This window comes from Pseudomonas sp. TE3786 (assembly GCF_054057335.1).
This window is the reverse complement of record NZ_JBSRZF010000012.1, coordinates 97,919-121,515: the sequence shown is the minus strand read 5'-3', so window position 1 is coordinate 121,515 and position 23,597 is coordinate 97,919. Positions and strand designations below refer to the sequence as shown.

Genomic DNA, 23,597 nt, shown 5'->3' with positions numbered 1-23,597 from the left:
TTGCGTTTGCCGGGTTTATTTTTCAGTGCGACGAAAAGCCCTTGGCGTACCCGCACCGTCTCGTTAAAGTCGGAAGTCCCGCTAGTGCTTAACAGCTACTTCCGACATACATTTCCCGTATGCAGGCCTGCTTCACTCCCCCTTCCTACCGTTGCCTTTTCCCCCTTTAGAACACCGCGCCCGATGCAAGGCACGAGCACTGCCGTGCGAACTGGTATGATGCGCCGCTTTTTTCGCCGCACCCGCTAAACCAGATACCGGCAAACCGGCGCCGTACAGGCTGCTGTGCTTTGCTTCTGGTTTATCCACAAGACGGCCATTGATCACATCCGCGGAGCCCATCCCATGCTGGAAAGACTGTTCCAACTCAACGCACACAACACCACCGTGCGCACCGAGATCCTTGCCGGGATCACGACTTTCCTGACCATGGCCTACATCCTGTTCGTCAACCCGAGCATCCTCGGCGAGACCGGCATGGACAAAGGCGCGATTTTTGTCGCCACCTGCCTGGCCGCCGCCATCGGTTCGGCGATCATGGGGTTTATCGCCAACTACCCGATTGCCCTCGCCCCGGGCATGGGTCTCAACGCTTTCTTCACTTACACCGTGGTCCTGCATATGGGCCATACCTGGCAGGTAGCGCTGGGTGCGGTGTTTATTTCGGCGTGCATGTTCTTTGTGCTGTCGATCTTTCGCATCCGTGAATGGATCATCAACAGCATCCCCCTGGAGCTGCGCTCGGCGATTGCTGCCGGTATCGGCCTGTTCCTGGCGCTGATCGCGTTGAAAGAAGCCGGCATCGTCATCGCCAACCCGGCCACCCTGGTCGGCATGGGCGACCTGAGCAAGCCAGAGCCGCTGCTGGCCATCCTCGGTTTCTTTATCATCGTTGCCCTGGAAGCCCGCAAAATCACCGGCGCGGTGCTGATCGGCATTCTGCTCACCAGCGCCGCCGGCATTGCCCTGGGCGTGTCGCAGTTCGGCGGCGTGTTCTCGATGCCGCCATCGCTGGCACCGACCTTTATGCAGCTGGATATCAAAGGCGCGCTGAATATCGGCCTGGTGACTGTGGTGTTCGCTTTTCTGTTTGTGGATATTTTCGATAACTCCGGCACCCTGATCGCGGTGGCCAAGAAAGCCGGCCTGATGCGCGCCGATGGCCATATGCCGAAGATGGGTCGCGCCCTGATCGCCGACAGCAGCGCGGCGATGGTCGGCTCGGTACTGGGTACCTCGACCACCACCAGCTATATCGAATCCGCAGCCGGCGTAAGCGCTGGCGGCCGTACCGGTCTGACCGCCGTGGTGGTGGCCATTCTGTTTTTGCTGGCGCTGTTCCTCGCGCCACTGGCGGGCAGCGTACCGGCCTTCGCCACCGCTCCGGCCTTGCTGTTCGTGGCCGTGCTGATGACCGCTGGCCTCGCGGAAATCGATTGGAGCGACATCACCGTCGCCGCCCCGGTGGTGATCACCGCCCTGGCCATGCCGCTGACCTTCTCCATCGCCAACGGCATCGCCTTTGGTTTTATCGCCTGGACCGCCATCAAGCTGCTATCCGGCCGCTGGCGTGAACTGAGCCCGGCACTGGTGATTCTGTCGATTCTGTTCGTGATCAAGCTGGGCTGGTTCAACGCATGAGTGCGCCGCAATTCGACCCTAGCCAGTACGACGCCCAACTGGCGGAAAAAAAGCAGCGCCTGCAGGACCTGCTGGCACCCTTCGACGCCCCGGTGCCGCAGGTGTTCGAGTCGCCGCGCGAGCACTACCGCCTGCGCGCCGAGTTCCGCCTGTGGCGTGAAGGCGAAGAGCGCTTCTATGCGATGTTCGCCGCCGGCGACAAGCACACGCCGATCCTGCTGGAAGACTTCCCCATCGCCAGTCGCCGTATCAATGAACTGATGCCGCAGTTGAAAAGCGCCTGGCAGAACAGCAAAGCCCTGGGCTTCAAGCTGTTTCAGGTGGAGTTTCTTACCACCCTGGCGGGCGACGGTCTGATCACCCTGTGTTACCACCGCCCGCTGAATGACGAGTGGCAAGCCGCTGCTACGCAACTGGCCAGCGAGCTGGGGGTGAGCATCGTTGGCCGGTCGCGCGGTCAGCGTCTGGTGGTGGGTCGCGATTATGTAGTGGAAAAACTCGAGGTGGCCGGTCGTACCTTCAGCTACCGGCAACCGGAAGGTGCCTTTACCCAGCCCAACGGCACGGTGAACCAGCACATGCTCAACTGGGCGTATGACGCATTGGGTGAGCGCAGTAATGATCTGCTCGAGCTGTACTGCGGCAACGGCAACTTCACCCTGCCGCTGGCCACCCGCGTCGGCAAGGTGCTGGCCACCGAGATCAGCAAGACCTCGGTGAATGCCGCCCTGGCCAACCTGGCGGACAACCAGGTGGATAACGTCACCCTGGTGCGCCTGTCCGCCGAGGAATTGACCGAAGCCCTCAACGAAGTGCGGCCATTCCGCCGTCTGCAGGGCATCGATCTGAAGGCTTATAAGTTCGGCAGCGTATTCGTCGACCCGCCCCGCGCCGGCATGGACCCGGACACCTGCGAACTGACCCGGCGCTTCGACAATATCCTGTACATCTCCTGCAACCCGGAAACCCTCGCGGCGAATATCGCCCACCTGAACGACACGCACCGCATCGAGCGCTGCGCCCTGTTCGACCAGTTCCCCTATACCCACCATATGGAATCCGGGGTTCTACTGGTTCGGCGTTAAGCCCCCGCGCAACCTTCGCAGGAGCGGCTTCAGCCGCGATGCTCTTGATCTTGAAAAGCATCGCGGCTAAAGCCGCTGCTATGGGACAGAGGTGCGCCGCAAAAAAACTTGTACAAGAAACTTGACCTGTACAAGCATCTCTCTATGCTGACCCCCAAAGCTGTACAAGAACTCAATCTTGTACAACTACTCCACAGGGGCCGTCATGGGTCAGCACAAACCGAAAATAGCCATCAGCGCCTGCTTACTGGGCGATGAAGTGCGCTACAACGGCGGACACAAGCGCTCTGAGCTGTGTACCGAGCGGCTGGCTGAGCATGTGGAGTTTGTACGCGTCTGCCCGGAAGTGGCCATCGGCCTGGGTACGCCCCGTGAGCCGATCCGCCTGGTGGGCGATATTGCTGCACCGCGTGCAGTGGGCACGCTGCACAGCGACCTGGATGTCAGCAGCGCGCTACGCGACTACGGCCAGCACATGGCCGAGCAATTGGCCGGCATCAGTGGCTACATCTTTATGCAGAAGTCGCCGTCCTGCGGGCTGCACCGGGTCAAGGTGTATCAGGCCAATGGCCTGCCCGCCGCCGGTGGCGGTCGCGGCCTGTATGCGGCGGCGTTTTGCGCGGCCCATCCGGACTTGCCGGTGGAAGAGGAAGGCCGCCTGAATGATCCGGTGCTGCGGGAAAACTTCCTCACCCGCGTGTTCGCCTACGCCGACTGGCAGCAGCTGCTGCAGCGCGGCCTGAGCCGCCATCGCCTGACCCATTTCCACGCCCGCTACAAATACCTGCTGCTGGCCACCCACCCGGAACAGTACCGCGCCCTCGGGCAACTGCTCGGCGGCCTGAACAAACACAACCTGCATGACCTCGCGCCGCGCTATTTCAGCGCGCTGATGGAGGCGCTGCAGAAATGCGCCACCCGCGGCACCCACAGCAATGTGCTGCAGCACATCAGCGGCTACCTCAAGGAAACCCTGAGTAGCGAGGAAAAGGCCGAAATGCAGCAACTGATCGAGCAGTACCGCCGCGGCTATGTGCCGCTGGTGGTACCGCTGACCCTACTCAAACACCACTTTCTACTCCACCCGGATCGCTACATCGCCGAGCAGGTGTACCTGCAGCCGCATCCGGCAAACCTCAGCCTGCGCAATGCGCTCTGACTCGGAAACTGAAAAAACACCATGAACAAACACGCACTCAACAACGACGAGCCCGAAGACAGCAGCGATGAAGAACTGCAGGCCGCGCTCGCCAACAACCTGCTGCCGATCCGCGAAGTGTCGCGCATCACCGGGGTCAACCCGGTCACCCTGCGCGCCTGGGAGCGCCGTTACGGCCTGATCGTGCCGCAGCGCACGGCCAAGGGGCATCGCCTGTATACCCAGGAACATATCGCCCGTGTCCAGGCAATCCTCACCTGGCTCAACCGCGGCGTGGCGGTCAGCCAGGTCAAGGCGCTGCTGAAAACCGCCGCCCTGCCCAATGCCCATGTCGACAGCGACGGCTGGCAAAACGCCCGCGCTGCCCTGCTGAGTGCCATCAGTGAACAAGCCGAGCGGCGCCTGGACGATGCGTTCAAACGCGTCGAGCAGCTGTACCCGCCGAAACTGCTGTGCGAGCAGCTTCTTCTGCCCTTGCTGGCGGAGCTGGAACAACGCTGGCAGGGCCAGTTCGGTGCCCGGTTGGAACAGGTATTTTTCTACTCCTGGCTGCGCAGCAAACTGGGCGCGCGGATCTACCACAACAACCGCCAGCTGGGCGGTGCGCCGCTGCTGCTGGTCAACCTCTCCGACCTGCCGATGGAGCCGGCGCTATGGCTATCGGCCTGGCTGCTGAGCAGCGCCGACTGCGCAGTCGAGGTATTCGACTGGCCGCTGCCGCCGCTGGAACTGGCCCTGGCCATCGAGCACATCAAGCCACGCGCCACCCTGCTGTATTCCGGCCAGGCGCTGGTCAGTGCCCAGTTACCCAAGCTGCTGGCCGACAGCAGCTGCCCGCGCCTGTTGGTCGGGCCGACGGTGCGTATTCATCAGGCCGACCTGCTCGCCCTGCAAACCCAACTCAATGGCCTGCACCTGGCCGATGATCCGCTGCTGGCTCTGCAAACCCTGCAGCAACTCGACCTGCTCGGCCCGCAAAAAGGCAAAGCGTAATGCGCCAGCTGATGTGGTTTCGCAGCGACCTGCGGGTGCAGGACAACAGTGCCCTCGCCGCCGCCATGCAGGCCGGGCCGAGCATTGCAGTGTTTCTGCTCAGCCCCGGGCAATGGCAGCAGCATGACGATGCGCCATGCAAAGTGGATTTCTGGCTGCGCAATCTGCAGCACCTGAGCCAGGCCCTTGGGCAACTCGGCGTGCCCTTGCTGATCCGTCAGGCCGACACCTGGGCGCAAGCCCCACAAGTGATTGCGGCGCTATGCAACGAGTACGACATCGGCTGCGTGCAGGTCAACGAGGAATACGGGGTCAATGAAACCCGGCGCGACCATGCCGTGGCCGACCGTCTCGGCGAACAGGGCATTCATTGGCGCAGCCACCTCGATCAATTGCTGTTCCAGCCGGGCAGCGTGCTGACCAAGGCCGGCAACTACTTCCAGGTCTTCAGCCAGTTCCGCAAGGTCTGCTACAGCCGTCTGCACAGCGCACTGCCGCCGCTGGTGGCACTGCCCAAGCCACAGCAAGGGCTGGGAATCAACAGTGACGCGGTGCCCGAGACCGTCACCGGCTTTCCGCCGCCCAGCGACAGCCTGCGCCAGCTCTGGCCTGCCGGTGAAACCGAGGCCCATGAGCGCCTGGAAACCTTCGCTGACGAGCAGATCGGCTACTACCACGAGCAACGCGATCTGCCGGCCAAACCCGGCACCAGCCAGCTGTCCACCTACCTGGCCGCCGGTGTGCTATCGCCACGCCAATGCCTGCACCGCGCCCTGATGTGCAACCAGGGCGAGTTCGAAAGCGGCAACACCGGGGTGATCACCTGGATCAACGAGCTGCTCTGGCGCGAGTTCTACAAACATATCCTCGCCGGTTTTCCACGGGTGTCGCGCCACCGCGCCTTTCGCCAGGAAACCGAAGCCCTGCCCTGGCGCGCCGCGCCCCAGGAACTGGCGGCCTGGCAACAGGGCCGTACCGGCATTCCCTTGATTGATGCGGCCATCCTGCAACTGCTGGCCACCGGCTGGATGCACAACCGCCTGCGCATGGTAGTGGCCATGTTTCTGACCAAGAACCTGCTGATCGACTGGCGTGAAGGCGAGCGCTTTTTTATGCGTCACCTGATCGACGGCGACCTGGCCGCCAACAACGGCGGCTGGCAGTGGAGCGCCTCTACCGGTACCGACTCGGTGCCCTACTTCCGCATCTTCAACCCGGTCAGCCAGTCGCAGCGCTTCGACCCCCAGGGCCGCTTTATTCGCCACTGGCTGCCGCAGCTCAACGAGCTCAGCGACAAGGACGTGCACAACCCGGCGATCCGCAAAGGCGGCGACCTGTTCGCCAGCCTGGATTACCCGCCACCGATTGTCGATCTGAGCAGCAGCCGCGCCCGCGCCCTGAGCGCGTTCAAAGGGCTCGCTGAAACGCAGCTGCCGCCGCTGTTTGACGACGACAGCCAAGCCCCCTGGAGGAACTGACGTCATGAAATTCGAACAGCCAGACCCATCGAATGACGGCCAGGCACAACGCGAGTTTCTCCAGCGTTTTGCCACTGCCGTTGCCAGCCTCGACGCCAATAACCTGGAGCGCTTGAGCGAGCTGTACAGCGCGGACGTGCGCTTTGAAGACCCCCTGCATGAGATTCATGGCCTGGCGGCGTTAACCCGGTATTTCCACGAGCTGTACGCCAACGTCCAGGAGCTGCACTTTCAGTTTTACGGCTTCGACCAGCTCTACCCCGGTGCCGGCTACCTGCGCTGGAAAATGACTTACCGCCATCCACGTCTGAATGGCGGCCGGCAAATTGAGGTCGACGGCTGCTCGCATCTGCTGTGGCGCGACAAGGTCTATGCCCATCGCGATTACTTCGATGCCGGCGCCTTGCTGTATGAACACCTGCCGCTGCTGGGACGGCTGATCCGCTGGCTCAAAGGCCGCCTGGCATGAGCGGCGCACGGCGGGTCTGGCTGACCGGAGCCAGCAGCGGCATTGGCGCGGCCATGGCCGAGCAGCTGCTGGCCGCCGGCACCCGTCTGGTGCTCAGCGCACGGCGGGGCGAGCCGTTGCAGGCGCTGGCCGCGCGGTATCCGGAGCAGGTGCTGGTATTGCCGGGGGACCTCGCCGACGCCGCGCAGGTGCATGCAATAGGCGAACAGATTGCCCAGCAGTGGGGAGCGCTGGACGGCGTGATCCTGAACGCCGGCACCTGTGAATATATCGACGCCCAGCATTTCGAGGCGGCGATGGTGGAGCGGGTAATGCGCGCCAATCTGCTCTCTGCCGCCTACTGCATCGAAGCCGCGTTGCCGCTGCTACGCATTGGCCGTGAACCGCATCTGGTGGCCGTTGCCAGCTCGGTTACCTACCTGCCGCTGCCGCGTGCCGAAGCCTATGGCGCATCCAAAGCCGCGCTGCGCTACCTGCTGCAGTCGCTGCGTATCGACCTCGCCGCCGAAGGTATCGATGTCACCCTGGTCAGCCCCGGTTTTGTCGATACGCCGCTGACCCAACGCAATGACTTTCCGATGCCGATGCGCTGGTCGGCGCAACAAGCCGCTGCCCATATCGTTCGGCGGCTGGACAAACGCCCCTATGAGATCGCCTTTCCCGGCGTATTTATCGCCTGTCTTAAATGGCTCGCCTGTCTGCCCACCGGCCTGCAACTGGCGCTCGGCAAACGCATGGCGCGCAGCGCCACGAACGCTTCACCCCCCAGCAAGGACGCAGCATGAAAATTGCCATTATCGGCAGTGGTATTTCCGGGCTGACCACCGCTTACCTGCTGAACCGCCAACACGATATCCAGGTCTTCGAAGCCAGTGACTGGATCGGTGGCCACACCCATACCGTGGATGTGCAGGTGAACGGCCGCGACTATGGGATAGACACCGGTTTTATCGTGTTCAACGACTGGACCTACCCAAACTTTATCCGCCTGCTGGGACAGTTGAAGGTCGGCTTTCAGGCCACCGAAATGAGCTTTTCGGTGCGCGACCCGGGCACTGGCGTGGAGTACAACGGCAACACCCTCAACAGCCTGTTCGCTCAGCGGCGCAACCTGCTGTCGCCGGCGTTCTGGGGCATGCTCCGGGATATCCTGCGCTTCAACCGCGAAGCCCTGGAAGATTTGCACAGCCAGCGTATCGGTGCCGGCACCACGCTGGGTGCCTACCTGCAAGCCCGTGGTTATCGCCAACGTTTTATCGACCACTACATAGTGCCGATGGGTGCCGCCATCTGGTCGATGTCGCTGGGGGAAATGCTTAATTTCCCGCTGCAATTCTTTGTGCAGTTCTTCAGCAACCACGGCCTGCTGTCGGTCAACAACCGGCCCCAGTGGCATGTGGTCAGCGGGGGCTCGCGCAGCTATGTAGAGCCGCTCTGTGCATCGTTTCGCCAGCACATTCGCCTCAACTGCCCGGTGCACAAGGTCGATCGCGACATGCTGGGGGTAACCCTGCACAGCGCCCAGGGCAGCGAGCGTTTCGACAAGGTGGTATTCGCCTGCCATAGCGACCAGGCGTTGCGCTTGCTCGACCGCCCCACTGCTGCCGAGCAGAGCATTCTTGGCGCGCTGCCGTACGCCGATAACGAGGTGGTGCTGCACACCGATACCCGCCTGCTACCCGAGCGACGCCTGGCCTGGGCCAGCTGGAACTATCGCCTGGATGGCGATCGCCAGCGCTCGGCGGCGGTGACCTACAACATGAATATTCTGCAGGGCATTCACAGCGACACCACCTTCTGCGTCAGCCTCAATCAGAGCGCCGCCATCGACCCGGCCAAGGTGCTCTCGCGTCATAGCTATGCCCATCCGCAATACAGCCTCGCCGGCATGGCCGCACAAGCGCGCTGGCACGAGCTGCTCGGCGTGCAACACAGCTATTACTGCGGTGCCTACTGGGCCAACGGTTTTCACGAAGACGGCGTGGTCAGTGCCCTGCGGGTGGCCAAGGCGTTCGGCGAGGAGCTCGGATGAACAGCGCCCTCTACAGCGGCTGGGTGCAGCACCGGCGCTTCAGCCCACGCGCCCATGCCTTTCGTTACCGCATGGGCTTGCTGTTTCTCGATCTCGACGAGCAGGAACAGGTGCTAGCCCTTTCGCCCCTGGCCGGGCGCGGACGCTGGTCGCCCTTCGCCTTTCGTGAACAGGATTTTCTGCCGGCCTTTACCGGTGCCGGAATACGCCTTGGCGATGCGGTACGGCAGATCGTCAGCGAAGCCCTGGGCCAGCCGCTGCTGGGCAAAATCTGCCTGCTGGCGCAGCCCCGGAGCTGGGGCCTGGCATTCAATCCGGCGAGCTTTTTCTACTGCTACGACAGCGTCGGCCAGCTGCAAGCAGTGCTCTGCGAGGTCAGCAATACGCCGTGGCAGGAGCGCTATCACTATGTGCTGCCCTGCCCGGACGGCGAACCCGGCCCCTATCAGGTGCGAGTGCGCAAGGCTTTCCATGTCTCGCCGTTTCTGCCCCTCGATCTGGAATACCGCATGCGCTTCAGCCAACCCGCGGCGCGCCTGGGCGTGCATATGGCCGACTGGCAGGGCGAACTCAAGCTGTTTGACGCCAGCCTGAGCCTTGAGCGCCGCGAGCTGTCGCGCGCCAGCCTGCACCGCTACCTGCTGAGTTTCCCCTGGATGACTGGCAAAACCCTGCTGGCCATCTATTGGCAGGCCCTGCGCCTGTTGCTCAAACGCATTCCGTTGTTTTCCCACCAGGCGGCCGAAGGCGCGTTGCGCGTGGCCAGCCTCGACCGCCCGCTCGCCAGCCAGGAACACCGCCATGAAAAGCCCTAGCCTCAGCAGCAAAACCTTTACCCGCAGCGGCAACGGCATCTCTGCCAACCTGCTGCGCCGCGCCGTGCTGCGCCTACTGGGGCAGTTGCGCCATGGCCAGCTGAGCATCGTCGAAAACGGCGAATGCCGGGTGTTCGGCCAACCCGGCGCGGCCCTGCAAGCGGAGATCCAGGTGCTCGATCCGGCCGTCTGGGCACTGGTGGCCAGCAATGGCTCGATCGGCTCCGGCGAGGCCTATATCCACGGCTACTGGAGCAGCCCGGACCTGACGGCGGTGGTGCGCGTGTTCGTCTGCAACCTCGACCTGCTCGACGCCATGGAGCGCGGCCTGGCGCGACTGGGCCGGCCGCTGATCGCCGGCCTGCACTGGCTGAACCGCAATACCCGTCAAGGCTCGCAGAAGAACATCGCCGCCCACTACGACCTCGGCAACCAGCTGTTCGAGCAGTTTCTCGACCCCACCATGATGTACTCGGCGGCCATGTTCCAGGGTGCCAATGACAGCCTGGAAAAGGCACAGTTGAACAAGCTTGAGCGCATCTGCCAGAAGCTCGCGCTGAAACCCAGCGACCATTTGCTGGAGATCGGCACCGGCTGGGGCAGCATGGCCATCTATGCGGCGGTGCACTATGGCTGCCGGGTGACGACCACCACCTTGTCCCGTGAGCAGTACGCCTACACCCAGCAACGGATCGCCGCCCAGGGCCTGCAAGAGCGCATCACCCTGCTGCTGCAGGACTACCGTGACCTGGAAGGCCAGTTCGACAAGCTGGTTTCCATCGAGATGATCGAAGCGGTCGGCCACAGCTTTCTGCCCACCTACTTCAAACAGTGCGCGCACCTGCTCAAGGACGATGGCCTGATGCTGCTGCAGGCCATCACCATTCGCGACCAGCGTTACGAACAGGCCAAGCGCAGTGTCGATTTCATTCAGCGCTATATCTTCCCCGGCGGTGCCCTGCCCTCGCTGAGCCAGATGCTCAGGGTGGTCACCGCGGATACCGATATGAACCTGGTGCATATGGAAGACTTCGGCCAGCACTACGCGCGCACCCTGCGCATCTGGCACGACAACCTGCGCAACGCCCGCCATACCCTGCATGAGCACGGCTACGACGATTATTTTTTCCGCCTCTGGGAGTTTTACCTGTGCTACTGCGAGGGCGGTTTTATCGAGCGCACCATCGGCACCGCACAGCTGTTGCTGGCCAAACCGGCGGCACAGACCGCGCCGCTGCTAGGGCGCTTTGATGCTTAGCAACCTGGCGAACGCCGGGCTGTTTCAGCTCGCCTGGTTCGCCGGCATTTTCAGCCCGCAACAGCCGGTCTTGTTGCTGGTACCACTGCTGGTGGTGGGCGTTCATCTGCTGTGGCTCGGCCGCGGCGAACTGCCGCTGCTGCTGGTTATCACCTTGCTGGGCACGCTGATCGACAGCCTGCTGATGCACGCCGGGCTGTTCGAATTCGCCCAGTCACGCTGGCTGATTCCATTCTGGCTGGTGCTGATGTGGACGCTGCTGGCCACCACCCTGCGCCACTGTCTGGCCTGGACCGCACGGCCCTGGTGGCTGGCCAGCGTGCTCGGTGCCGCCACTGCGCCGCTGTCGTATTACGCCGGCGCACGCCTGGCTGGGGTCGGTTTGCCCTTTGGCCTGTGGCCAAGCCTGGCGATTCTGGCGGTGCTGTGGGCGCTGCTGTTTCCGCTGCTGCACCGCCTGGCGCTACGCATGCAACCGGTCGAAATGCCGCCAACCGGCCGGCGCAGTCTGTAGACTGTCGCCCCCATGAGCGCCCTGCCCCCCATTCCCCTGGTCACCCTTGAGCCAACCCCTGTGGTTGCCTGCTCCAATTGCGCGGCCTGCTGCTGCCAACTGGAAGTGCTGCTGCTCACCGACACCGGGGTGCCCGAGCGCTATATCGATACCGATGAATGGGGCGGCGAAGTGATGGCGCGCCTGGACGATGGCTGGTGCATCGCCCTGGACCGCGACACCATGCGTTGTACCATCTACGAAAACCGCCCCTGGGTATGCCGGATCTTTGAAGAAGGCTCACCGGAATGCCTGGAAGAGCGTGAGCAGCTGACCACCATCTATCGCTAAGGGATTAGGAATGACGTTGCACAGCATCGAACGCATTTATCCAAAGGACCTGGACCCGCAAAACCCCGACGATCTGGCCACCCTGGCCATCCATATGCAGCGCTATGAATTCGCCTCGGGCCTGCTCAGTGGCTCGCGGGTTTTGGATATGGCTTGCGGTTGCGGTTACGGCACGGCGCTACTGGCGCAACAGAACCCGGACAAAACCGTGACAGGCGTGGATATCGACCCCGACGCCATCGCCTATGCCCAGGCGCATTACCAGCTGGCCAACCTCCGCTACGTGTGCGCCAACGCCGAAACCTTTGCCAGCGAGCACGGCTTCGACACCATCGTCAGCCTGGAAACCATCGAACACCTGCCCAGCCCCAGCCGCCTGGTGACCAACTACAGCAAGCTGCTGGCCAGCGGCGGTCAGGTGATCGCCTCGGTGCCGATCACCCCGACCCTGGACGGCAACCCCCACCATCTGCACGACTTCAGCAAAGCCTCGTTCGCCAGACTGTTCCGCAGCCAGGGTCTGCGCGCAGCGGCGCAGTTCGAGCAGATCCAGTGGTGGCAGTTCAAAGGGCTGTTCAGCAAAAAAGCCGACCACCAGAAACAACACCGCTCCGAAGGCGTCGGCAATGCGGTGCTGCAGTACTACCGCCAGCACCCCTTCTACCTGCTCGCGCGCCTCGGCTCGATGCTGCGCTATGGCTTCAGCAACCGTTACCTCACCTGCCAATTCAAGGCGCAGTAGCCCGTAGGTTGGGTTGAGCCAACGGCCAAACCCGACAAAGCGGAACATGCGCCGATAAAAAAGCCCCGCATTTAGCGGGGCTTTTTGTGCAAGCAAGGCTTACAGATAGAACGCCTTCAGCGGCGGGAAGCCGTTGAATTCCACCGCGCTGTAGCTGGTGGTGTAGGCACCGGTGGATAGCCAGTACAGGCGGTCACCGATGGCCAGGTTCAGCGGCAGGCCGTACTTGTAGTTCTCGTACATGATGTCGGCGCTGTCGCAAGTCGGGCCGGCGATGACCACTTCTTCCACTTCGCCTTTCTTCTCGGTCCAGATCGGGAACTTGATGGATTCGTCCATGGTTTCGATCAGGCCAGAGAACTTGCCCACGTCCACATACACCCAACGCTCGACGGCGGTACGCGACTTGCGCGCCACCAGCACCACTTCGCTGACCAGGATGCCGGCGTTGGCGATCAGCGAGCGGCCCGGCTCCAGAATGATTTCCGGCAGGTCATCGCCGAAGTCTTCCTTGAGGAAGCGGATGATCTCTTCGGCGTAGGTTTCCAGGCTGTTGGTACGGGTGATGTAGTTGGCCGGGAAGCCGCCACCCATGTTGATCAGTTTCAGCTCGATGCCGTCTTCTTCTTTCAGACGCTCGAAAATCACTTTGACCTTGGCAATCGCCGCGTCCCATACCGAGATATCGCGCTGCTGCGAGCCAACGTGGAAGGACAGGCCATAGGGCACCAGGCCCAGGTCACGGGCGAGGATCAGCAGGTCCATGGCCATGTCGGTCTGGCAGCCGAATTTGCGCGACAAAGGCCAGTCGGCAGTGGTCGAGCCTTCGGTGAGGATGCGCACATAGACTTTCGAACCCGGGGCGGCCTTGGCGATATTGCGCAGGTCGGCTTCCGAGTCGGTGGCGTACAGGCGCACACCTTTTTCGTAGAAGTAACGGATGTCTTTGGATTTCTTGATGGTGTTGCCGTAGCTGATGCGCTCCGGGCCGACACCGGCGGACATGACCTTGTCCAGTTCGTAGATCGAGGCGATGTCGAAGTTCGAGCCTTTGTCGCGCAGCAGTTCGATGATCTCGATGGCCGGGTTGGCCTTGACTGCGTAATACACCTTGGCGAATTCGAAACCGGCGCGCAGGTCATCGTAGGCCTGGCTGATGATGCTGGTGTCGATGACCACGAACGGCGTTTCTTGCTGATCGGCGAACTCTTTCATTTTCTGAAAGGTTGCGCGCGGGTAGTAGTCTTCCACCTGAATCGACATGCGAGGGACTCCATGGGCAAAACAAACAAAGGTAGTTAGGGGTGGCTTTGTGACAAAGCCGCGAACGTCGAATCCGTTTCCCCACTTTGGTTCGCCTACTTCCCAAGGCTTGTCGCCGAGTATCGAAATCGATCTCTCGTCGTCAGTACTTGAGCCGCATGGATCGTTTCCAGCATGGACGTTCGGGCGCGAACTTTAGGAGCATGTGGGGGCAAGATCAATCAAAAAATGTCGCAGTTTTGCACCGCTTTGCCGCTTCGTTTTGGATAACAAACAAAACGTCCAAAATGCTGCACAAACCCTTGCCATTCAAGGCTTCCAGCGCAGGGACAGGGATAAGTCTGCGGACCTTTTTTGACAGACCGACTATCACTGGCAGGGTTCCTTCGGACTGACCTGCGGGCCCCGTGCGATGCCACTGCCCCGCGACAAGCCGCTGGGCAGCCGGGCAAGGCGTCCGCCGCCCCAAACGCGACGGGCATCCTGTATACTTCGCGGCCAATTTCCAGCTCCACGACCAGGTTCTCGCATGACCACTCAGGCCGCCGAAGTCGCGAAACGCCGCACGTTCGCGATCATTTCCCACCCCGACGCCGGTAAAACCACCATCACCGAGAAGCTTCTGCTGATGGGCAAGGCCATTGCCATCGCGGGTACGGTGAAGTCGCGCAAATCTGACCGCCATGCGACGTCCGACTGGATGGAAATGGAGAAGCAGCGCGGTATCTCCATCACTACCTCGGTGATGCAGTTCCCCTACCGCGAGCACATGATCAACCTGCTCGACACCCCCGGCCACGAAGACTTCTCCGAAGATACCTACCGCACCCTGACCGCGGTGGACTCGGCGCTGATGGTGCTCGACGGCGGTAAGGGCGTTGAGCCACGCACCATTGCCCTGATGGACGTGTGCCGCCTGCGCGACACGCCCATCGTCAGCTTTATCAACAAGCTCGACCGCGACATTCGCGATCCGATTGAACTGCTCGACGAGATCGAAGCGGTGCTGAAGATCAAGGCCGCGCCAATCACCTGGCCAATCGGTTGCTACCGCGACTTCAAAGGCGTGTACCACCTGGCGGACGACTACATCATTGTCTACACCGCCGGCCACGGCCATGAACGCACCGAAGTGAAGATCATCGAGAAGCTCGACTCCGATGAAGCCCGCGCCCACCTGGGTGACGAGTACCAGCGCTTTGTCGATCAGCTCGAACTGGTACAAGGTGCCTGCCACGAGTTCGACCAGCAGGAATTCCTCGACGGCAAACTGACCCCGGTGTTCTTCGGTACGGCGCTCGGCAACTTCGGCGTCGACCATGTTCTGGACGCGGTCGTCAACTGGGCTCCCCAGCCGCTGGCCCGGGTTGCCAACGAGCGCACCGTGGAACCGGAAGAAGAGAAATTCACCGGCTTCGTGTTCAAGATTCAAGCGAACATGGACCCCAAGCACCGCGACCGGATTGCCTTTATGCGCATCTGCTCGGGCAAGTACGAGAAGGGCATGAAAATGCGCCACGTACGCCTGGGCAAGGAAGTGCGGATCGGCGACGCGCTGACCTTCTTCTCCTCCGAGCGTGAGCAGCTGGAAGAAGCCTTTGCCGGCGACATCATTGGTTTGCACAACCACGGCACCATCCAGATCGGCGACACCTTCACCGAAAGCGAAAACCTCGGCTTTACCGGTATTCCGCACTTCGCCCCGGAACTGTTTCGCCGCGTACGCCTGAAAGACCCGCTGAAATCCAAGCAACTGCGCCAAGGCCTGCAAGAGCTGGCCGAAGAAGGTGCCACCCAGGTGTTCTTCCCCGAGCGCAGCAACGACATCATCCTCGGCGCCGTCGGTGTGCTGCAGTTTGACGTGGTCGCCAGCCGGTTGAAGGGCGAATACAAGGTGGAATGCCAGTACGAGCCGATTACCGTGTGGTCGGCGCGCTGGATCGACAGCAGCGATAAGAAGAAGCTCGAAGAGTTCAAGGTCAAGGCTGTGGAAAACCTCGCCATCGACGGCGGTGGCCACCTCACCTACCTGGCCCCGACCCGGGTGAACCTGAGCCTGATGGAAGAGCGCTGGCCGGACATCAAATTCCGCGCCACCCGCGAGCACCACTGATACGCCAACAGGCTCCGGGTTTATCCCGCCCGGAGCCTGGCGTCTCGCCTCCCCGGCAGCGCCTCTTGTCTGCTTACGCCGGCAGTGCCTGCACCCCTTGCACCTGATTCCGCCCGCCCTGCTTCGCCGCATATAACGCGCGATCTGCAGCGCTGAGCAGCGCCTGTACATCGAGGGGCCGTTCGGCATTGTTGCAGGCCACGCCAATGCTCACGGTCAGTTTCACCTGCTCCTCGCCAGCTTCCAGAAGAATGCCGCCCACCGCCAGACGGATCTGCTCGGCTAGTTCATGGGCATCTTTAGGGTTGCTGTCGCGCAGCAACACCACGAACTCTTCACCGCCATAGCGCGCGGCCAGATCGGCGCTGCGCCGGGTTGCCTGCTTCAGCACCTGGGCTACGGCGCTGATGCAGGTGTCGCCGAAGGGGTGGCCGTAGGTGTCGTTGACCCGTTTGAAGTGGTCGATGTCGATCATCAACACCGCCAGCGCCGGGTCGTTCAGGTGCGCCAGCTGCTGGTCGCAGTAACGACGGTTGGCCAGCTGGGTCAGCGCGTCGGTGTGGCTGATGCGGGTCAGCTCGCCGTTGGCTTCCTCTAGGTCCTGCTTGGCGCGTTGCAGGGCGGAGGTGCGCTCCTGTACCCGCAGCTCCAGCTCTTCGTTGGTGCGGCGTTGCACTTCAAGGATCTGCTGCTGGGTGGCCAGCGCCTGCTCACGAGCCTCCAGCAGGCTGTGCTGGGCCTCCAGCCGCGCGGCGCGCTCGCGATTGAGGCGGTCGGCCAGGGCGATGGACAGCAAAATGAACTCGACGAAAAAGCCCAGGGTCTGCATCCGCAGGGTGACCTGATTGATCGGCAGCAGCCCTTCCAGCGCGGCCACATGCACAAAGGTGCAGACGATCAGAAAGCTCCAGGCCAGGATAAACAGCGGTGCCGAGGAATTGCCGCGTCGCCAGGCGGAAATCGCCACCACCAGCGCCAGAATGCATGAAGCCAGCGCCACTTGGTTGATGCCGATCCAATACACCCAGTCCGGCTGCACCAGGGTCAACAGCAGCGCCACCACCCAATACAGGGCCAGCAGATTGTTGGTCCATAGCGGCCAGCCGCCGAACCGCGGCAAGTGTAGAAAGGCGCGGATAAACATGGCGGCCGCGAAGAAGCTCCAGAACGCCGACAGCGCATAGATCTGCCGCGCCGGCTTGCCCAGCTCCGGCCACACATAGAGCGGGCCGATGCCGCTGATACTCAGCTCGTAGACGATTACCCCGAGCAGGTAGACGGTGTACCAGGCATAGCTAGGGTGCCGGGTGAACAGGTACAGGCTGGCGTTGTACAGCAGGATCGCCAGCATGGCGCCAAAGAACATGCCCAACAGCATGCGCAGGCTTTTCTCCTGGGCCTGGAACTGCGTGCTGCTGTAGATCTGCATGGGCAGCACCAGGTTTTCCTTGCTGCTTACGCGCATATACACCCAGGCTTCTTCGGCTTTCTCCAGGCTCAGGGGAAACACCAGTTGGCGCTCGGCTACCGGCCAACTGCTGAACGGCAGGTGATCGCCGGCCGACTGCGTGGTGCCCCAGCTGCGGCTTTGCGGGTAATACAGACGAACGTCGGCGCGGTCGAGGATCGGCCACTCGACCACCAGCAACCAGTCATTGATAGCGGCGATATTCAGCAGGTGCATGCGCACCCACACCGCTTGTTCCTGGTGGCCGAGGTTCAACGAGTCGGCATTGACCGCCTGCCAACCGCGCGAACGCTGGGCATCGACAAACTGCAGGGGCTGTTGGGGTAGTAGGTATTCAAGCTGTGGGCCGAGGCGCAGGGGCTCGCTGTCATCCTGCAATTGCACCAGCGCGGCCGAGCAGGAACAGGCTGCCAGCCAGCACAACAGTAGGGTTATGACTCGTGCGCATCGCCGCATTCTTCGCCCTTCGCCTGCCTGCCGGTCGATGGAGGTGACCGGCGCTCTGCACACAGGCTAGCAGGCGACTCAGTCACCGCCCACAGCGAAGTTGGGCAAGGTGTCGACCGGTTGCACGAAGTCGAAGGGAATCGATTCCAGCGCCAGGCCCATATTGCGTTGAATCACAAAGTGCAGGTGCGGGCCGCTGCTGTTGCCGGTGTTGCCGGAACGCGCCAGGGGCGTGCCGAGGGCGATGCGCTGGCCCTCATTAACCAGCACCGAACCGCGCATCAGGTGCAGGTAGACGCCCATGGTGCCATCGTCGTGCAGCACTCGGACAAAATTGCCCGACGGGTTGTTGCCGCGGCCGCTCTGATCGTTTTCTACCTTCACCACCGTGCCGGCACGGGCCGAGACAATGGGCGTGCCTTCGGGCATGGCAATATCGATGGCGTAGCGGCCCTTGGGGGTGAAATGGCTGTATTTGCCGTTGGCACCCTGGCTCTGGCGGAACGGGCCACCGACCCAGGGCAAGGGGTAGTCGTACTCCAGCGGCTGCAGGCGCGGATCGCCCAGAGCGGTGCGCAGTTTCGGCTTGTAGCGCATGGGTTGGGCGGGATCGCGCGGGGCCAGGGTGGCCAGGCGGATCTTGCTGCGCGGCGGCAGTACCCAGTGGATGGGTTTGTCTGGCATCCCCGACACGTTCACCGCGTTATTCACGCTGAGCTCCACTTCCACCGGGGCGTAGAGATCGTTGCGCACCAGCAGGGTTTCGCCGGCATCGTGCTTTTTGGTTTCCAGTTTCACCTGGGTATCCAGGCGTTCGACCATGCGATCACGGAACACAAAGACCTGCGCACCGGGCGCGGCTTTGTCGGTGTAGGTCACCACACCATTGGCATCGGTGTACTTGTAGATGGTCAAAGCCACCGCCGGATTGGCAGCGGCCAGCGTCAGACCACAGAGAAAGATAATGCGCCCTAGCATAACTGCATCGTTCTAATGGGTATCGAGCCAGCAAGACTAGCTCAGCGGGCCGCGCCAAGCGAGACGTGGGCCGCTGAGCTGTGAACAGGCTCGCGCCACTGGTCGGCCAGTGGCCATGACGATGCTGCCTCCACCCGCCGCCGCGAATTCGCACCGGCCGGCGATTCCCTTTACTCTGCGCTATGCCCAGCCCACGGCCCTGACCATGCACCTGACCGACACCCACACCCATCTGGACTTCCCCGACTTCGATAGCGATCGCAGCCAGGTGTTGGCCGCTGCGCAGGCAAAAGGGGTGACGCGAGCGGTGGTACTGGGGGTGTATCAGGACAACTGGCAGCGGGTGTGGGACCTGGTCAATCGCGAGCCCGGCCTATATGCCGCCCTGGGGCTGCACCCGGTTTATCTGCAGCAGCATCAACCCGAGCATCTGCAGCAGTTGCGGCAGTGGCTGGAGCGCCTGGCTGGTGCTGAAAAGCTCTGCGCCGTGGGCGAGTTCGGCCTGGATTACTACCTGGCGGAACTGGACCGCGAACGCCAGCAAAGCCTGTTCGAAGCGCAGTTGCAGCTGGCCGCCGAGTTCCAGCTGCCCGCCCTGCTACATGTGCGCCGCAGCCATGCCCAGGTGATCGCCACCCTGAAGCGCTTCAAGCTGCAACGCGGCGGGATTATCCACGCCTTTGCCGGCAGCTATGAGGAGGCCCGCGAGTACCTCAAATTGGGTTTCAAGCTCGGCCTGGGCGGCGCGGCGACCTGGCCGCAGGCCCTGCGTCTGCGCAAGGTGGTGGCGCAGTTGCCGCTGGAGGCCATGGTGCTGGAAACCGATGCGCCGGATATGGCCCCGGCGATGTACCCCAACCAACGCAACAGCCCCGAGTACCTAGCGGCGATCTGCGCCGCGCTGGCGCAGTTGCGTGGGGTGAGCCCGGAAGCGCTGGCCGAGGCCACTACGGCCAATGCCTGGGCCTTGTTTGGCTGGCGTCAGGCATAAAAAAAGCGCCGACGAAGGCGCTTTTCTCACAACGACTGCTTACACCCGGAAGGCGCTGATCAGCTGTTTCAGATGAGCCACTTCACCGGATAGCTCGCGGCTGGCCTGCTCGGTCTGACTCGCGCCTTTAGCCGTACGCTCACCGGCCAGGTTGATCTCGACAATGTTCTGATCGATATCGTGGGCCACCGCCGTTTGCTGCTCGGCAGCGGCGGCGATTTGCTGGTTCTGGTCGACGATCATGCCTACCGCGCCGAGGATATTTTCCAGGGCGACCTGCACCTTGCCCGACTCGGCCACCGTGTTGTCGGCCATGCTGTGGCTGCTGTGCATGGTTTTCACCGCAGCGCCCACACCGCCTTGCAGCTTGGCGATCATCTTCTCGATTTCTTCAGTGGACTGCTGGGTGCGCTTGGCCAGATTGCGCACCTCGTCGGCCACCACGGCAAAACCACGACCCTGCTCACCGGCACGCGCCGCTTCGATGGCGGCGTTGAGCGCGAGGAGGTTGGTCTGTTCGGCAATGCCCTTGATCACGTCCAGCACCTGGCTGATCGAGGCACTGTCGCTGGCCAACTGGTTGATCACGTTGACCGACTGTTCGATCTCATCGGCCAGACGCTGGATACTGCCCACCTGCAATTCCACCAGGGCGCGGCCGCTAACGGTTTCGTGGTTGACGCTCTGTGCGCTGTCCACCGCAGCGGCGGCGCTGCGGGCCACTTCCTGAGCGGTGGCGGACATCTGGTTCATTGCGGTCGCCACTTGCTCGATCTGACTGCGCTGCCCGGCAACCGCCTGGTTGCTCTGCGCGGAAACGTCTTCCACGCGATCTGCCTGATGGCCGACGGCGCTGACGGTATGGCCGACGCGCTCGATCAGGTGGTGAATCTTCTGCACCGTGCCGTTGAACACCTCACCCAACTCGCCCAGTTCGTCGCGGCTTTGCGCGTGGAAGCTGACGGTCATATCGCCGGCGGCCACCTGATCCATGACCTTGCCGAGGCTTTTCAGAGTAGTACGGGTGGAGACGTAGAAGCCGCCATACAGGTAGCCGATCAGGATAAACACCACCAACAGCGCCACCACCAGCATGACCATCTGCGCTTGTTTCTGCGCCAGACGTTTTTGCAGCTGCTGCTTGAGGAACACCAGCGCGGCGTCGTTCAGTTGGTAGGTTTTTGCCATCGACGCCGACACGCTGTCGTAAAACTGCTGCCAGGGCTCGTCGAGGGAGTCAGCCATTACCACCTGATCTTCGAACAGTGTGCTGCTGTCTTTCAGGGTGGCGCGGCTGGCGTCGGCCAGGCCTTTCAGCGCCTCTTGTGCCGCTGGGCTGCCATCGAGGGCATCGTTGATGGTCAGGCCGTATTCGGCGTGCAGTTTTTCCAGAAGCAACAGCAGCTCATCGAACTTGCCGCTGGCCGAGGAGTTGAGAAAGCCTTGCGCCAGCGACGCCGAACCCAGCGAGCGGCCGGTGCTCAAGGCCGCGGTGACCGAGGTGGTGCCGTTGGTGACCAGTTCGATCATCTGCCGCACGGTGGTCTGGCCGTCCTGGCTGAGGCCGGCCTGGTTGGCGATGATCTTGATCAGCACCTGCATATTGCCCTGTAGCTTTTCGATCATCGGTGCCTTGCTTTGCAGCGAGGACTCCGCGTCGGCGGCCTTCAGGGCTTTATCCAGTTCATCGCGTTTGCTGACGAACAGTTCCACCTGATCGGCGTCAGTGACCACCGGCTCCAGCTTGAGCAGATCGGCCTCGATACGTTTGCTCAGGGCACCGATACGCGCTTCGAGATCCCCTGCCTTGCCGGACTGGCCGACGGCAGCGTTGATCTCGACCATGTCATTGAGATTTTCCAGATCGCCACGCAGCTTGAGGCTGGCGCTCATCAGGTCGAGGCTTTGTAGCTCGGCGCGGGTGCCGACGAACTCGTTGTAGGAGTCCTGCACCAGATAGAAGTTGGTAACCAGCATTGGCAAAAAGAAGAGGACGCTGATTAGGCTGAACTTCATACCAAAACTAAGGCGATTCATCAGCGCGATGGCCGGATACAGCACGGTCTTCACAAGACGTCTCCTGTTCACATTATTGTTATGGATCGTCACAGGGCAGAGCGGCGAACGTGGCGGGGGTCAACCGCTTTATCCCTGCCGCCCTTGTGCGTCGCTGGGCGACGGCAACGGGCAAATCGAGCGTGAAACACATCACAGATTGCCGGGCACGGCATTCTGTATACCCGATATCGGCAAGCACCTTTGTAACTTAAGGTTAAGCAAGCGTCCATAAGCGCGGCGGGCCATTGATCAGGGTGATGGCACTTCACACCCAGGCCCTGCGCGGGGCCCGTCAGCTCGGGCCTTGTAGCCCGACCGACGGTGACCTCAAGGGGTCAGAACAACAGGGTCCAGACGGCAAAACCGGCGTACCAGAACACCCCGGCGCGGACCAGCAATTGCCACAGGCCATCGAGGCTGGAAACACCGCTTTCCCCCAAGGCGGGGGTGGTGAATTCTTCCGCCGCGCGACCGCTGCTGGCGATCAATTGGGCAGCAGCAATATTCCAGTTCAGCAGCTCATGGAGCAGCACCCGACTGACCGCAACAAAGCTGCCGACCAGAGCGAAGCTGCCCGCCAGCAAGCGCACCGGCAGCCAGTCGAAGGCGTGCCGCCATTGTCCGGCGCGGGTACGCAGGGCGGGGTCCTGGGCATGCTCGACGGTCAGCGCCAGCAGGCGATATGCCAGAGCGGCCAAGGGCCCGAGCAAGGCGTACCAGAAGATCACGGCAAAAAAGCTTTGATAGCCCTGCCACAGCAGATAGCCCTGAGCCTGTTGCAGCAGGCTGTCGGGATCAGCCGCCTCAACCCCCAGATCGCGCTGCGCCACCAGATAGGCGGCCTCCAGATCTTCACGTCGCCAGGCGTCGCGGAACGGCCCCAAGGCCACCAGCGGATCACCCCGGCCCAGGCTGTAGACCAACACCCACAGGTGCACCGGCAGCGCCAGCCAACCATGCACCGGCACACCCAGCACCGCCAGCAACAACGCCAGCGCCAGCAAGGGCAACAGCACCAGCGCCGCCAGCTGCAGCCAGGGATTATCGCGAAATGCACTTTGCCGCTCGACCCAGGCCAGCAGCCGTAGCCAGGTGCCGTCTTGCTGGATTCTGGTGCGCCAGGACGAGAACTTCTCGACCCACAGCACCAAGAGCAGCGCTAGAAAACTCATTGCTTCACTCCTTTTGCGGGCAGCTCGTGCCCTATCAATCCTTGATCGGCCAGCCCGGCGTGGAAGCGGGGCCAGTCAAAATGTTCACCCGGGTCGGTCTTGCGCCCCGGCGCGATATCGCTGTGGCCGCGGATACGTTGTCCGGTGATCGCTGGATAGGCCCGGCACAACTGGCCGCTCAACTGCGCCAGCACGGCGTATTGCCTATCGGTAAAGGGCTGGTCGTCCGTCCCTTCTAACTCAATTCCGAGGGAGAAATCATTACAGTTGTCCCGCCCCTCGAACATCGACACCCCGGCATGCCAGGCACGGTCGAGGCAGGAAACGAACTGGATCAGCGTGCCATCGCGCTCGATCAGAAAGTGCGCCGACACCCGCAGCTCGGCGATTGCCGCAAAGTACGGATGCTCTTCAGCGCACAGGCTGTTCTGAAACAGCTCCAACACTTTGCCGGTACCGAACTGCCCAGGCGGCAGGCTGATGTTGTGAATCACCAACAGGGAAATTTCCCCGCTCGGGCGGGCATTGAAGTTGGGCGACGGGCAGTGGCGAATGCCAGTGCACCAGCCGCTCTGGGGATCCAGCTGCATA

General features: G+C 62.2%; 21 protein-coding genes and 1 pseudogene. 15 read left to right on the top strand and 7 right to left on the bottom strand.

The genetic code is table 11. The features are described from left to right. Positions 1 to 345: 345 nt before the first annotated feature. The 13 genes from ACVW0Y_RS14725 to ACVW0Y_RS14665 all read left to right on the top strand — a co-directional run bounded on the left by ACVW0Y_RS14725 (position 346) and on the right by ACVW0Y_RS14665 (position 12,516). Positions 346 to 1,641: an NCS2 family permease gene (locus tag ACVW0Y_RS14725; RefSeq protein WP_457439058.1), complete on the top strand. Its 1,296-nt coding sequence runs from the start codon at positions 346 to 348 to the stop codon at positions 1,639 to 1,641. Next, a complete protein-coding gene (gene trmA, locus ACVW0Y_RS14720) occupies positions 1,638 to 2,726 on the top strand; it encodes a tRNA (uridine(54)-C5)-methyltransferase TrmA (protein ID WP_457439057.1) in 1,089 nt (362 codons plus the stop codon). Before ACVW0Y_RS14725 ends, trmA begins: the two co-directional genes overlap by 4 nt. 205 nt (positions 2,727 to 2,931) lie before the next feature. Continuing rightward, positions 2,932 to 3,885 (top strand): YbgA family protein, encoded by a 954-nt coding sequence (locus ACVW0Y_RS14715; RefSeq protein ID WP_457439056.1) that lies wholly within the window; start codon positions 2,932 to 2,934, stop codon positions 3,883 to 3,885. A gap of 21 nt (positions 3,886 to 3,906) precedes the next feature. Next, positions 3,907 to 4,878 carry a MerR family transcriptional regulator gene (locus ACVW0Y_RS14710; protein ID WP_457439055.1) on the top strand — a complete coding sequence of 324 codons (972 nt, stop codon included), beginning with the start codon at positions 3,907 to 3,909 and terminating at the stop codon, positions 4,876 to 4,878. Continuing rightward, complete coding sequence (gene phrB, locus ACVW0Y_RS14705) at positions 4,878 to 6,356, top strand: deoxyribodipyrimidine photo-lyase (RefSeq protein WP_457439054.1); 1,479 nt, start codon at positions 4,878 to 4,880, stop codon at positions 6,354 to 6,356. The genes ACVW0Y_RS14710 and phrB overlap by 1 nt, the downstream gene beginning before the upstream one ends. A gap of 4 nt (positions 6,357 to 6,360) precedes the next feature. Further along, positions 6,361 to 6,825, top strand: coding sequence for a nuclear transport factor 2 family protein (locus tag ACVW0Y_RS14700; RefSeq protein ID WP_457439053.1), 465 nt, complete (start codon positions 6,361 to 6,363; stop codon positions 6,823 to 6,825). Further along, positions 6,822 to 7,610 (top strand): SDR family NAD(P)-dependent oxidoreductase, encoded by a 789-nt coding sequence (locus tag ACVW0Y_RS14695; RefSeq protein WP_457439052.1) that lies wholly within the window; start codon positions 6,822 to 6,824, stop codon positions 7,608 to 7,610. Before ACVW0Y_RS14700 ends, ACVW0Y_RS14695 begins: the two co-directional genes overlap by 4 nt. Further along, positions 7,607 to 8,857 (top strand): NAD(P)/FAD-dependent oxidoreductase, encoded by a 1,251-nt coding sequence (locus ACVW0Y_RS14690; RefSeq protein ID WP_457439051.1) that lies wholly within the window; start codon positions 7,607 to 7,609, stop codon positions 8,855 to 8,857. Before ACVW0Y_RS14695 ends, ACVW0Y_RS14690 begins: the two co-directional genes overlap by 4 nt. Next, positions 8,854 to 9,672, top strand: a complete 819-nt coding sequence (locus ACVW0Y_RS14685) for a DUF1365 domain-containing protein (RefSeq protein ID WP_457439050.1) — start codon at positions 8,854 to 8,856, stop codon at positions 9,670 to 9,672. The genes ACVW0Y_RS14690 and ACVW0Y_RS14685 overlap by 4 nt, the downstream gene beginning before the upstream one ends. Next, complete coding sequence (locus ACVW0Y_RS14680; protein WP_457439049.1) at positions 9,659 to 10,930, top strand: class I SAM-dependent methyltransferase; 1,272 nt, start codon at positions 9,659 to 9,661, stop codon at positions 10,928 to 10,930. The genes ACVW0Y_RS14685 and ACVW0Y_RS14680 overlap by 14 nt, the downstream gene beginning before the upstream one ends. Beyond that, positions 10,923 to 11,444, top strand: a complete 522-nt coding sequence (locus ACVW0Y_RS14675; RefSeq protein WP_457439048.1) for a DUF2878 domain-containing protein — start codon at positions 10,923 to 10,925, stop codon at positions 11,442 to 11,444. The genes ACVW0Y_RS14680 and ACVW0Y_RS14675 overlap by 8 nt, the downstream gene beginning before the upstream one ends. Positions 11,445 to 11,456: 12 nt before the next feature. After that, positions 11,457 to 11,774 (top strand): YkgJ family cysteine cluster protein, encoded by a 318-nt coding sequence (locus tag ACVW0Y_RS14670; protein WP_457439047.1) that lies wholly within the window; start codon positions 11,457 to 11,459, stop codon positions 11,772 to 11,774. Positions 11,775 to 11,784: 10 nt separating this feature from the next. Beyond that, a complete protein-coding gene (locus ACVW0Y_RS14665) occupies positions 11,785 to 12,516 on the top strand; it encodes a class I SAM-dependent methyltransferase (RefSeq protein ID WP_457439046.1) in 732 nt (243 codons plus the stop codon). Between the two features lie 99 nt (positions 12,517 to 12,615). Here ACVW0Y_RS14665 and ACVW0Y_RS14660 read toward each other — a convergent pair whose 3' ends face one another. Next, a complete protein-coding gene (locus ACVW0Y_RS14660; protein ID WP_457439045.1) occupies positions 12,616 to 13,779 on the bottom strand; it encodes a type III PLP-dependent enzyme in 1,164 nt (387 codons plus the stop codon). Positions 13,780 to 14,308: 529 nt separating this feature from the next. Between ACVW0Y_RS14660 and ACVW0Y_RS14655 the strand changes: the two genes are divergently transcribed. Further along, entirely contained in the window at positions 14,309 to 15,892 is a 1,584-nt protein-coding gene (locus tag ACVW0Y_RS14655; protein ID WP_457439044.1) for a peptide chain release factor 3, read from the top strand. 73 nt (positions 15,893 to 15,965) lie between these two features. On the opposite strand, the gene ACVW0Y_RS14650 is transcribed toward ACVW0Y_RS14655, so the two are convergent. Continuing rightward, entirely contained in the window at positions 15,966 to 17,744 is a 1,779-nt protein-coding gene (locus ACVW0Y_RS14650) for a sensor domain-containing diguanylate cyclase (protein ID WP_457439043.1), read from the bottom strand. A 141-nt stretch (positions 17,745 to 17,885) separates the two neighbouring features. Continuing rightward, positions 17,886 to 18,785 carry a peptidoglycan DD-metalloendopeptidase family protein gene (locus ACVW0Y_RS14645; RefSeq protein WP_457439042.1) on the bottom strand — a complete coding sequence of 300 codons (900 nt, stop codon included), beginning with the start codon at positions 18,783 to 18,785 and terminating at the stop codon, positions 17,886 to 17,888. Between the two features lie 205 nt (positions 18,786 to 18,990). On the opposite strand from ACVW0Y_RS14645, the gene ACVW0Y_RS14640 reads away from it, so the two are divergent. Beyond that, positions 18,991 to 19,776 carry a TatD family hydrolase gene (locus ACVW0Y_RS14640; RefSeq protein ID WP_457439093.1) on the top strand — a complete coding sequence of 262 codons (786 nt, stop codon included), beginning with the start codon at positions 18,991 to 18,993 and terminating at the stop codon, positions 19,774 to 19,776. 39 nt (positions 19,777 to 19,815) lie between these two features. Here ACVW0Y_RS14640 and ACVW0Y_RS14635 read toward each other — a convergent pair whose 3' ends face one another. The 4 genes and pseudogenes from ACVW0Y_RS14635 to ampD all read right to left on the bottom strand — a co-directional run bounded on the left by ACVW0Y_RS14635 (position 19,816) and on the right by ampD (position 23,596). After that, a complete protein-coding gene (locus ACVW0Y_RS14635) occupies positions 19,816 to 20,520 on the bottom strand; it encodes a methyl-accepting chemotaxis protein (protein WP_457439092.1) in 705 nt (234 codons plus the stop codon). A gap of 153 nt (positions 20,521 to 20,673) precedes the next feature. Further along, positions 20,674 to 20,871 (bottom strand): annotated as a pseudogene (locus ACVW0Y_RS14630) (HAMP domain-containing protein); the annotation flags it as partial. Positions 20,872 to 22,169: 1,298 nt separating this feature from the next. Continuing rightward, the gene (gene ampE / locus ACVW0Y_RS14625; protein WP_457439041.1) at positions 22,170 to 23,006 is read right to left on the bottom strand and encodes a regulatory signaling modulator protein AmpE; all 837 of its coding nucleotides are present in this window, start codon (positions 23,004 to 23,006) and stop codon (positions 22,170 to 22,172) included. Continuing rightward, entirely contained in the window at positions 23,003 to 23,596 is a 594-nt protein-coding gene (gene ampD, locus ACVW0Y_RS14620) for a 1,6-anhydro-N-acetylmuramyl-L-alanine amidase AmpD (protein WP_457439040.1), read from the bottom strand. The genes ampE and ampD overlap by 4 nt, the downstream gene beginning before the upstream one ends. Position 23,597: the final 1 nt, after the last annotated feature.